The organism is Gelidibacter maritimus (assembly GCF_014062315.1).
Classification (GTDB): domain Bacteria; phylum Bacteroidota; class Bacteroidia; order Flavobacteriales; family Flavobacteriaceae; genus Gelidibacter; species Gelidibacter maritimus.
Window position 1 is genome coordinate 194,092 of record NZ_JACGLT010000004.1, and the last position, 11,332, is coordinate 205,423.

The 11,332-nt window shown below is 36.8% G+C and carries 11 protein-coding genes; 7 read left to right on the forward strand and 4 right to left on the reverse strand.

The features are described 5' to 3' along the window. The first annotated feature begins 142 nt into the window (after window positions 1-142). The 5 genes from pxpA (at window position 143) to H3Z82_RS07010 (ending at window position 4,732) form a co-directional block, all read left to right on the forward strand. Window positions 143-895 carry a 5-oxoprolinase subunit PxpA gene (gene pxpA, locus H3Z82_RS06990; RefSeq protein WP_182204118.1) on the forward strand — a complete coding sequence of 251 codons (753 nt, stop codon included), beginning with the start codon at window positions 143-145 and terminating at the stop codon, window positions 893-895. A 4-nt stretch (window positions 896-899) separates the two neighbouring features. Then, window positions 900-1,634 carry a 5-oxoprolinase subunit PxpB gene (gene pxpB, locus H3Z82_RS06995; protein ID WP_182204127.1) on the forward strand — a complete coding sequence of 245 codons (735 nt, stop codon included), beginning with the start codon at window positions 900-902 and terminating at the stop codon, window positions 1,632-1,634. Beyond that, complete coding sequence (locus H3Z82_RS07000) at window positions 1,627-2,478, forward strand: 5-oxoprolinase subunit C family protein (protein WP_182204130.1); 852 nt, start codon at window positions 1,627-1,629, stop codon at window positions 2,476-2,478. Before pxpB ends, H3Z82_RS07000 begins: the two co-directional genes overlap by 8 nt. Window positions 2,479-2,705: 227 nt before the next feature. Then, complete coding sequence (locus H3Z82_RS07005) at window positions 2,706-3,209, forward strand: hypothetical protein (RefSeq protein ID WP_182204132.1); 504 nt, start codon at window positions 2,706-2,708, stop codon at window positions 3,207-3,209. 659 nt (window positions 3,210-3,868) lie between these two features. Beyond that, on the forward strand, window positions 3,869-4,732 hold the full coding sequence (locus H3Z82_RS07010; protein ID WP_182204135.1) for a sensor histidine kinase: 864 nt from the start codon (window positions 3,869-3,871) through the stop codon (window positions 4,730-4,732). 97 nt (window positions 4,733-4,829) lie between these two features. Here the strand turns inward: H3Z82_RS07010 and H3Z82_RS07015 are convergent, their stop codons facing one another. The 4 genes from H3Z82_RS07015 to H3Z82_RS07030 form a co-directional block, all read right to left on the reverse strand. Next, a complete protein-coding gene (locus H3Z82_RS07015) occupies window positions 4,830-5,390 on the reverse strand; it encodes a hypothetical protein (RefSeq protein WP_182204137.1) in 561 nt (186 codons plus the stop codon). A gap of 212 nt (window positions 5,391-5,602) precedes the next feature. Continuing rightward, window positions 5,603-6,310 carry an RluA family pseudouridine synthase gene (locus H3Z82_RS07020; RefSeq protein WP_182204139.1) on the reverse strand — a complete coding sequence of 236 codons (708 nt, stop codon included), beginning with the start codon at window positions 6,308-6,310 and terminating at the stop codon, window positions 5,603-5,605. 157 nt (window positions 6,311-6,467) lie between these two features. Next, window positions 6,468-7,286 (reverse strand): 3-methyl-2-oxobutanoate hydroxymethyltransferase, encoded by an 819-nt coding sequence (gene panB, locus H3Z82_RS07025; protein ID WP_182204142.1) that lies wholly within the window; start codon window positions 7,284-7,286, stop codon window positions 6,468-6,470. 415 nt (window positions 7,287-7,701) lie between these two features. Continuing rightward, window positions 7,702-8,451: a DeoR/GlpR family DNA-binding transcription regulator gene (locus H3Z82_RS07030; RefSeq protein WP_182204145.1), complete on the reverse strand. Its 750-nt coding sequence runs from the start codon at window positions 8,449-8,451 to the stop codon at window positions 7,702-7,704. Between the two features lie 156 nt (window positions 8,452-8,607). Here H3Z82_RS07030 and H3Z82_RS07035 point away from each other — a divergent pair, with 156 nt between their 5' ends. Both H3Z82_RS07035 and H3Z82_RS07040 read left to right on the forward strand, forming a co-directional pair. Further along, window positions 8,608-9,717: an acyltransferase family protein gene (locus H3Z82_RS07035; protein ID WP_182204148.1), complete on the forward strand. Its 1,110-nt coding sequence runs from the start codon at window positions 8,608-8,610 to the stop codon at window positions 9,715-9,717. Window positions 9,718-9,863: 146 nt separating this feature from the next. Continuing rightward, complete coding sequence (locus H3Z82_RS07040; RefSeq protein WP_182204150.1) at window positions 9,864-11,318, forward strand: sodium:solute symporter; 1,455 nt, start codon at window positions 9,864-9,866, stop codon at window positions 11,316-11,318. Window positions 11,319-11,332 lie beyond the last annotated feature (14 nt).

Sequence of the window (11,332 nt, forward strand, 5' to 3'; positions counted from 1 at the left end):
GGAGAGATGCAAGGTTACAATGAATTGTAAAGAGCTGATCCCGATAGCTATCGTTAAGTGTCTAAAAAAAACATCGTAAAATTAGAACTATAACTGCTATCGGTCTTAACCGAGAAAAAGATCAGTATTTTATTAGAAATCAATGTCGAAAGAAAACCAAATAATATCCGTAGATATCAATGCCGATGTCGGCGAAGGCCTCGATAACGAAGCCCAACTCATGCCATTTCTATCCTCGTGTAATATTGCTTGCGGTGGACATGCGGGAAACGAAATGACGATGGCATCCGTTGTGAAATTGGCAAAACGACATCAGGTTAAGATTGGTGCGCATCCATCTTTTCCTGATAAAGCAAATTTTGGACGGCTTGCAATGGACATCTCATCAGAAAAATTATTGGGATCTCTAAAGTCTCAAGTAAACAATCTTATCAAGATTCTAAAAGCTGAAAATGAACTTTTACACCATATCAAGCCTCATGGTGCGCTCTATAATCTTGCCAATACCGAGAAAACTTATGCTGAAGTTGTCATTTCGCTGATGAAACATTATGATAAATCAGTCAAACTTTATGCTCCGTATGGATCGATAGTATCAAAAATGGCAGAAAAGAACGGGATTACGGTTATATATGAGGTTTTTGCCGATAGGAATTATAATGACGATTTGACCTTGGTATCAAGATCACATCCAAATGCACTAATTGAAGATGCGGCTGAATTAAGCGACCATGTTCTCTTTATGTTACAACATCACAAAGTAAAGACTATCAGTGGTACGGAAAAAGAGATCAAAGTAGATACGATTTGTATTCATGGTGATCATCCTCAGGCCGAACAGCATTTGCAGATTCTGACAGCAGAATTAAATAAAAAAGGGATACAGATTAAATAGAATTTTGGACCATTTTAAATTGACATATTCGCGATATTCAGAAACTTCCATTTTGGTGGAATGGCCACAATACATTGCACCTGAAATCCTTAGTGATATACTGCTGTTCAAAACTTATTTATTAAAAGAGAATAGTGAATCAATCATTCAAATAACCAATGCATATTCCTCTATTTTAATTACTTACACATCTAATGATGTCGATATAGATACCCAAATTACAACATTGAAAGCTAAATATGATTCAAGACAGAATTTTGAAATTGGACCTCAAAAGTTATGGAAAATCCCTGTTTGTTATGACTTCAGTTTTGGTTTGGATTTAGAGGAATTGTCAAAAGCAAAAAAACTGTCAATTCCTGAAATTGTCCGCATACATTCTGAAGCCATTTATAAGGTCTATTTTATTGGCTTTCTTCCGGGGTTCTTATACCTCGGAGGTTTGGATAAGCTTTTGTTTACGCCACGACGCGCAAGTCCGAGGTCTCAAATTGAAAAGGGAGCGATAGGTATTGGTGGTGAGCAAACGGGCGTTTATCCCAATGCAAGCCCGGGTGGTTGGAATATTATCGGAAATTCCCCCATCGCATTTTTCAATCCCAAATTAGAACAACCTTGTTTTGCTAAGGCTGGAGACTGTATTCAGTTTGTTCCAGTCGATTTTAAAACCCATCAGGAAATTTCATCACAGGTGAAAAACGGAACTTATAAAATAGAAAGCGAGGTGCTTGATGGTTGAAGTTTTAAAAGCAGGCCTGTATGACAGTATTCAGGATTTGGGGCGCATTGGTTATCAGCAATTTGGTGTTCCAATTTCTGGAGCTATGGATGGGTATTCGGCAAAATTGGCCAATGCTATTTTAGGAAACTCAGATGATGCAGCTGTTTTGGAATTCACGTTAATTGCGCCAAAACTTAAATTTCATAGCAATACTGCAATATGTATCACGGGGATGGTGAGTCGGGCCAAAATTAATGGCCAGCCCATTGAAAACAACACCTTTGTTATTGTAAAAGAAAATGACCTGCTTTCTTTTGGTGACAGAATATATGGCTGTCGTGGCTATCTTGCCGTAATTGGCGGATTCCAGACAGAAAAAGTCATGCAGAGTCGAAGTTTTTATACATCCATAACCGAACAGCACCGTCTAAAAACGGGCGACTACTTAAAGGTATCCCATGAATTGGCGACAACCAAAAACACGAATGCTGTTCTAAAAACACCCAAAGAACATTTTGAATCGACAGAAATAGAGGTGTTTAAAGGTATTGATTATGAGTTGATTGATACGGACTATAAGAATGAATTGTTTAATAAGAGTTTTACGGTGTCAAGCGCTAGCAATCGCATGGCATATCAACTGGATGAGCGTTTGGAGAACTCGTTGGAGCCCATTATTACCGCACCTGTTTTGCCAGGTACCGTACAACTGACTCCTTCGGGACAATTATTGATTTTGATGCGCGATTGCCAGACCACCGGCGGGTATCCACGAATTCTACAGCTTTCCGAAATGGCCATCAATCGCTTATCCCAAAAAACGCCGGGACAAGGATTTCGGTTCCAACTGTCTCCCCATTGATCTTAGATTTTGACCCAGTTTTAAATAATTTCACCATTGATTTTTAATGTTCTGAAAGTGCTTAATAGTGATTAAATTCATTTAGCAAACGCGCCGCTTAAATTTGTAAATTTTTCAGTTCAGATTTTTATTTTCAATAATATTTTATGCGACATTTTGAGGTTTAGTTGGCATTAAACCTAAATTTTATATAATTTCATACTCTTAAAAATTAAAACCAACCCCTTATGAAAAATTTTGTAATACTCATTTTAGGAGTCGCTATTGGTGGTTTGGCAGTCTATTTTTATTGCTGTCAATCTAAAACAGAATTGATTGTTAGTGCTCCCAAAGGGCTTATATCTGCTGATCAGGCTAAAGCACTGGATCAAGCCTATAATGCCCGACACCGATTGATAAGTGATTCTCTTGTGAAACGTGAAGGTGGCGATAACCGATCGTCGTGGTATGGGCTGGATGAGGTGAGAAATTACCTCAATTATGCTGAAAAGGACGCTAAGGAAAAAGGATATACTATGAACGGTATCCGACTTTATTTGGGTGCACATCCAATTGAAAATGATAAACCTGGCTATACCACCGTGTTTTTTATTCCTACCGGAACCCCAAATAAAGCAAACGCAGCCTTAGTTAATTTTTCCATGCAATCTGATGGCGGTGACATTCCTGGCGGAGAAGGTTTGGATTATGGAAATCACGGCTATCCACCTGGTGCAAATTACCCTCAATAGAGATAAATGTTAGCAGAATTTTTTATTGATTACCGCGCTGTAATTACTATAGTTTTTGAGCTGCTTGCAGCATTATCTGGAAGCTATTACCTCAGGCAGGTCAATGACAGTGCGCTCAGGGTTTTTGTGTATTACCTTTGGCTCACAGTTGGTGTCGAAACCATTGGGAACTACAGCTATCTGATGTTATATGATTTCGATTACGAATGGTTTAGAGCTATTAAAAACAGTGTGTTTAGTCGGAATACCTGGCTTTATAATATTTATTCTTACTTATCAATCGGTTTTATTAGTGTATTTTATTACAGTCTCATGTCTAGTTTTAAAACCAAAGTAACCATATTGTCTACTATGGGGGTCTTTAGTCTGTTTTCAATTTTTTACTTTACTTTGACCGATGCATTTTTTGTTACTACATTACCGTATCACTTTTTTATTAGTATTTCGATAATTTGTTTATATGTGTTATTGTATTTTCTACAACTGATAAACAGCGATAAAATTCTCGATTATTATAAACTGCCTTCTTTTTATATCAGTGTCATTTTGTTACTTTACTATCTTTGTATCATACCCTTATTCATTTTTGATGGGTACTTCAGATCTATAAATTCAGATTTTGGAAGGTTTAGAACTTTACTTTTATTATTTATAAATATATGTACATATTCAAGCTTCGCTTTGGCATTTTTATATCCGCTTTACAAGAGCAAACGGTCAATAAGGAAGAAATAGCTCTAATAGGTTATGTGACATTGGTGGTGGTGCTGCTGGCGACTATGGTGATTGTATTTTTTGTTGCTTTTCAAAAACGAAAAAACAAATTGCTGTTGGAAAAAGTTAAACAGCAAAAACAATTTGAAGAAACTGTAGCCAAGACGAGTGAAGAGATTCAGGAACAAACACTTAAATATTTGGGCGAGGAGTTACATGATAATATAGGTCAATTGCTATCCTTGGCAAGTATGCAAATGGGGATGTTGGGGGTTAAAATCACGCCGGATATTAAAGAGCCATTCACTGAAACCCAAAAAATAATCAGGGAAAGCTTGAATGAGGTCAGAGCTTTGTCAAAATCTTTAAATGCTGATGTGATACAGAACCGAGGTTTTGAGAAGTCGATTAATGCAGAAATAGTACGTCTCAACCGGATGAAATTGATTACTGCTGAATTTGTTGTTCTTGGTGAGGTTACTCCGTTTAAGAACAAAAAGGATGGAATTATTTTATTCAGGATTTTACAGGAATTTATTTCGAATACTGTAAAACATTCCAAGGCTAAAGTGTTGCAAATTTTATTGGACTATAGGCAAGACGCTATGTTAATTATCAAAGCTGCTGATGATGGCCAAGGTTTTGACTTAGATGCGGTAAAAGATAGTTCAGGGTTGTTAAACATGAAAAACAGGGCAGAGTTGACGGAATCAACCTTTAGCTTTTCATCACAACCCAATAACGGAACACAGCTCGAGATTCATTATCCAATTGAAGAGCGCGCGTTAAAAAGAGATGCCATAGGGTGATTTTTTTTATATCGTGGAGCTTATACTTGATTGCTCTATGGTGATATTAATTTAATGTGACTTTACTTTTTAAGTATACGGAAATGGCCTGAGTACATTATTTTTTGTTCCTATAGAGTTCAATCGCTTTTGAGAATTTTATCGCCCCAACCTCAGTTTGATCGTATAAAAATCCGTTGAGTTCAGGGTGATTTCCATCAATCCAATCTAAAAGTGCTTTTCTATTCCGTTCCCAAGTCACTTCGTCAAAATTCTCGTATTCAATTGCTACACTACTTATTTTATGGTTACTAAATGTTATAGTTTGATTCGTAATAAAAGGTGTTTCGTGAAGAAAAGAGATTCTTTGATCCATCTTTGAAATTTTCGACTTTATAACTTCGTCTTCTTCCAAAATTTCGAGTATATCGTAGTTGGGGTCGAAAACAGAATCCCATTTTAAAAACTCGAAATAGTCGCTTTTTGAATAGATTTGTTTGTGTTCGCCTTCAATTTTAGTTAAGCTATCCGCAATCCAATCAGACATTTTAGAATGGTCCGATGCGTCAAGAGCCTTGACGTATTGTTTCACGATTTCAACTCTATCAGTTTCTTTTTCGGGATTTTTACAGGATACAAATCCAATGGTCAATAATAAAATTATGAGGGCTTTGTTCATCAGTTTTTGGTTTGCTTATATCCTTATTTGCGTCAGATTAACTATCATGCTACACAAAGGTCTGACTCATTTACTTCAATACTTAACGATTTTTATTACGAAAGAAATACGAATGTCCACGTTGTGTTTTAAAAATTTAAACTTTAGTACGTTTCGCCGTTAAGTTTTTATTCTTGTAGCCCAACGGGCTGTCATCCAGATTCTAAAATAAGTTATAAGCACGCCCTCCAGAGTGGATCGTCGGGCAGTGGGGCTTCGATATCAATTTCTTTATTTGACACGGGATGGATGAATGATAGACCACGCGCATGCAGACTAATACTGGCATCAGGATTACTCCTGTCAAACCCATATTTTAGATCGCCTTTTATAGGCGAGCCAATGCTTGATAGTTGTGCGCGAATTTGATGGTGTCGTCCCGTTTCCAATTGAATTTCAATCAAATAATAATGATCTAAGCTTTTTAAAATATTATAGTGAAGAATCGCTTTTTTTCCATCAGGAATTTCCTTGCTGTACGCTGTAGATTTATTATTCTTCGGATTTTTTTTTAACCAATGGATCAGCGTATCTTCTGTTTTTGGTGGTGGTTGTTTGACCAAGGCCCAATAGGTTTTTTTGGCGTCTTTCTGAGCAAATATTTTATTAAGTCGTGGTAGGGCTTTACTTGTTTTAGCGAAAACAATGACACCTGTGGTCGGTCGGTCCAAACGATGGGCAACTCCGAGATAGACATTTCCGGGTTTGTTGTACTTTTCTTTTATATAGTTTTTAACCACATCGCTCAAAGGTGCATCGCCTGTTTTGTCACCTTGCACAATATCACCCGCTCGTTTATTGACAATAATCAGATGATTGTCTTCATATAAAACTTGCAGGTTATCCTTATTGGAAAGAATTTTATTTTGATTTTTTGCCACGAATAAACGAATGTTTTATTTTGGGATGAAGGGGCGTAAGTGTATAGTTATCAAGTATTAAGAGTTAAGACCAAAGAGATAAGGAATGTCATTACAATTAAATTATTGTATTTTTCATAACTCATAACTCATAACTCATAACTCATAACTCATAACCCTAATACTGCTCTTCATCATTGGGGAAATCTAAGTTTTTCACATCCGAAACATACTGCGAAATTGAATTCGTCATATCTTCATAGAGGTTCATATAGCGACGTAAAAAGCGCGGATGGAACTCATGGGTCATTCCGAGCATATCATGAAGCACAAGGACCTGTCCGTCCACTCCATTGCCAGCGCCAATACCAATTACCGGAATGGAAACACTCTCGGCTACTTCTTGAGCTAATTTTGCGGGAATTTTTTCCAACACAATTGCAAAACAACCAATTCGTTCCAGCATCATTGCATCTTCTTTGAGCTTGTCAGCTTCTGCATCTTCTTTAGCTCTAACGGTATAGGTTCCGAATTTATAAATGGATTGTGGGGTGAGTCCCAAATGGCCCATCACAGGAATACCGGCATGCAATATCCGCTTGATGGATTCCTTAACTTCTTTGCCGCCTTCTAATTTTACCGCATGACCACCGCTTTCCTTCATGATCCTAATTGCCGAACGCAAAGCTTCCTTCGGGTCACTTTGATAGCTGCCAAACGGTAAATCAACAACAACTAACGACCGATCGATAGCTCGCACCACACCAGCAGCGTGATAGATCATCTGGTCCAAGGTAATTGGCAAGGTTGTTTCGTGACCTGCCATGACATTACTTGCAGAATCGCCAACCAAAATAACGTCAACACCGGCACCATCAACAATTTTAGCCATGGTAAAGTCATAGGCGGTGAGCATTGATATCTTTTCGCCATTGGTTTTCATGTCTACCAAGGTTTTTACGGTAATTCTTTTGTAATCTTTTTTAGCTACGGACATAGTTTTTTGTTTTATTGATGTAAAAATAACAATTAAGTTTTAACCTGCCTGTCTGCTGAAGGGGAAATTAGAATAAACGCGATTGGATTTCGATTTAATGCGTATGACCACGCTTGTAAAATTTCTAATGATTGCGCATTCTTTAATAGAATGTCGTTGCATTATGGATCAATTGGAGATTGCTAATTGATTTTGGTAGGTAGATACGCCATAACTAAAGGCCTTAAGTTTTTTTCTTGGGATATGTTTCTGTGAAGCTTTTAAGAAACCGTTCATTCTCATTAATCAGATGGGGGTACAGGGTGGTCATCCTAACCAGTATGAAGCATTTTTTGTGTTCCTATCAGGTGAAGTTGTTAGGTGGTTATGAAAGTAGCCTAGGTATAATTATATTTCCGAATGCACGGTTTTTGGTTTAGACGAAATTGATGCCGGCATTTTGATAATCTTTTAATTTTGGATTATTTGGATCATAATCGGTAACCACGGTTTCAACTTCTTTTATGTTGCACACTTCATAATTGAGTATTGAGTTTAGTTTATTGGATGTTGATAAAAAGACTGTGTGCTGTGAAGCATTGATCATTGCTTTTTTAACCAGTGAGACTTCGTAGCCTTCATCAGTAATGCCCTGTTCCAGACTTAGGGCACTCACCCCTATAAAGCAGATATTGGCCCGTAGACTGGATAAATATTGAATCACATCAATACCAGTGGTAACCATTGAGCTGCGGTGGATTTTACCTCCAATAAAGATGGTTTCAATGGAATGATGCTCCGTTAATTGCATGGCTATTGGTAAGCTGTAGGTGTAAATAGTAGCTTTTAGTTTTTTTGGCAGCAGTTTGGCAAGCATTAAATTTGTGGTTCCGCCACTCATGATAATGACCATCCCGTCTTTGAGCAAGTTAATGGCTTTAAGGGCTATTCTAACCTTGTTTTCACGATTGTATATAATGTCTTCATTATAATGGTAAAGCTTTTGGATTGTTGAAATGGCACCACCATGAACCTTGGTAAGTAGTCCACGGTCATCCAATTCCTTGATATCCCTTCTGATGGTGTCTTCAGAGACTTTCAGTTTTTCCGACAAAAAGCTGGAACTGACCCTTCTATTGATGCTGACTTCATCAATTATTTTTTGCTGACGCTCTTTTTTCTTCATACCAACTGTATTATCTAAACAAAAATAGCAATAGAATGCGAATTTTTTTTAAATATATGCAAAAAACTGCATGTTTAAGCGCTTGATGTAGCAACATGAGCTAAAATATTCTATATTTGAGATTCTTTATTTTAAATGTCGCTAAAATAGGAAATTATGGGGAGTTCTAAAAGATTGATTTCAATAGATGTTTTAAGAGGGCTCACCATTGCATTAATGATTTTGGTGAATACGCCTGGGAGCTGGAGTTTTATCTATGCGCCTTTTAGGCATGCCGCTTGGCATGGCTGTACGCCTACAGATTTAGTTTTTCCGTTTTTTATATTTATTGTGGGCATGTCTTTGTATTTTTCATTTAAAAAATATGACACCACACTAACCAAAGCTGCAGCATTTAAAATAATTAAGAGAACGATTCTTATATTTTTAATTGGACTTATCTTGAATTTATACCCTTATTTTAATTTTGAGAAGGTAAGGGTCATGGGTGTTCTGCAACGGATCGCTTTGGCCTATGGAGTCGGTGCCATACTTTGTTTGGCATTGAATAAAAAGCAGTTGTTGATTATGCTAACGAGCATTTTATTAGGTTATTGGGCACTCTTGTACTTTGGCGCAGAATCTGATCCGTATTCCTTGGAAGAAAACATAGCAAGACGTTTGGATCTTTTCCTCCTTGGAGAAGATCATATTTATAAGGGTTTCGGAATTCCCTTTGACCCAGAAGGCGTGCTATCTTCCATCCCAGCTGTGGGAACCGTTATTATAGGTTATCTCATCGGTCAGACGATGGACTTCGAAAGCTCTCTTAAATTAAAAATCAGAAAATTGTTGATTTATGGTTCAATCATGTTCATTCTTGGTTGGGCTTGGTCATTCGTATTGCCTCTAAACAAACCTTTATGGACAAGTTCTTACGTATTATACACAGCGGGACTGGGAACACTTCTTTTGGCGCTTTTGATTTATATAATAGACTATAAAGGATTCCGTAAATGGACCAAACCGATAGTCCATTTTGGATCCAATCCTTTGTTCATTTTTGTGCTTTCAGGAATCTACGTTAAGACCATTAGCTATTTGATAAAAATACCTGTTTCGGAAAGTTCATCATCAATCTCTTTGTATAATTATCTGTTTTCAAAAGTATTTGCTCCTCTATTTGGCAATATGAACGGGTCGTTAATGTTTGCCGTCAGCCACATCATTGTCTTTTGGCTGATTTGTTACTTGCTGTACCGAAAGAAAATTTTTATTAAAATATAACGGCTATGGTGAAAATTTTATATTGACGATCGAAACTTTAATAAATGTAACTGTTTGATTGGAAACACCAAAAGCCATTGAGATATGAAATACTAATCCTGAAATCCTGACTATTGAATTTTAACCTATAAAAACTAATAATACCAATGAGCGCAACTTTAATTCTAATAATCATAGCCGGCTATTTTGGACTATTACTGTTAATATCCAACATCGTTTCCAAAAATACAAGTGATGAATCCTATTATACGGGCGATAGAAAATCGCCATGGCAGATTGTTGCCTTTGGGATGATTGGTGCCGTTCTATCAGGCGTCACTTTTGTATCCATTCCTGGCATGGTGGGCAATAACTACTTTTACTATTTACAGTTTGTTTTTGGCAATGTAGTGGGCTATGTTTTTATAACATACGTCCTGGTTCCTATTTATTATGATTTGAAGTTGGTGTCCATTTACACCTATTTAGAAACGCGTTTTGGAGCTAAGACTTACAAGACGGGCTCTATGTTTTTCTTGATTTCTCAATCATTTGGTGCCGCCTTACGATTGATGCTCGCAGCAAAGATTCTGCAATATGCTGTCTTTGATGCTTTTGATATTCCGTTTTATGTTACAGTTATTCTCATCTTGGTGCTTATCTGGTTATATACCAATAAATCCGGAATTAAAACCATCGTTTGGACAGATACCCTGCAGACCTTTTTCTTATTGTTGGCTGTTTTTGTTTCAATTTATGTGGTGAAGACCTCTTTGAATTTAAATGTTTCAGAAACGATAACAGCAGTGACCGATCACGAGTATTTTAAAATTTTTGATTGGGATTCTCATTCGGGAAACAACTTCTTTAAACAATTCATATCTGGGATGTTAATTGCTGTAGCTATGGTCGGCCTTGATCAAAATATGATGCAAAAGACCTTGACCTGTAAAAATAAAAAGGAAGCACAAAAAAACATTCTCACTTTCAGCATTTTCTTAGCGATTGCCCAATTTTTGTTTTTGGGATTAGGCGTGATGCTTTATTTGTATGCCGAACAAATGGGGATTTCATTGGAAATAGAAAATGGACAATTTATCAATACTGATAATCTTTTCCCAATGTTGTCTCTCAACCATTTTGGAATGATTGCCGGAATCAGTTTTATTTTAGGAATAACTGCAGCGTCTTTTTCAAGTGCAGACTCAGCTTTAACAGCTTTGACTACCTCATTCACACATGATTTTTTAAATATTCAGACTAAGAGTGCCAAGAAAAAATTACAATTAAAAAATCGTACCTTATTTGGCTTCTCAGCATTTATTTTTCTCATTATTATGCTGTTTTCGGAAAGTAAGGGAGATGTCATCTCTACTATTTTTAAAGTGGCAGGATATACTTATGGTCCTCTGTTAGGCCTGTATATGATGGGTATTTTTACCAAAGTAAATGTTTATGACAGAGCCGTACCGTATATCTGTATTGCGATGCCGTTGGTGACCTATTTTCTAAACTACGCGTTTATAGAATGGTACAATTTTGACTTTGGATTCATGAATATTTTTGTGAATGCCGCCCTCACTGTGATCTGTCTGTTATTTGCGAAAAAGAAAGTTATATAACCCTTATAATCGAT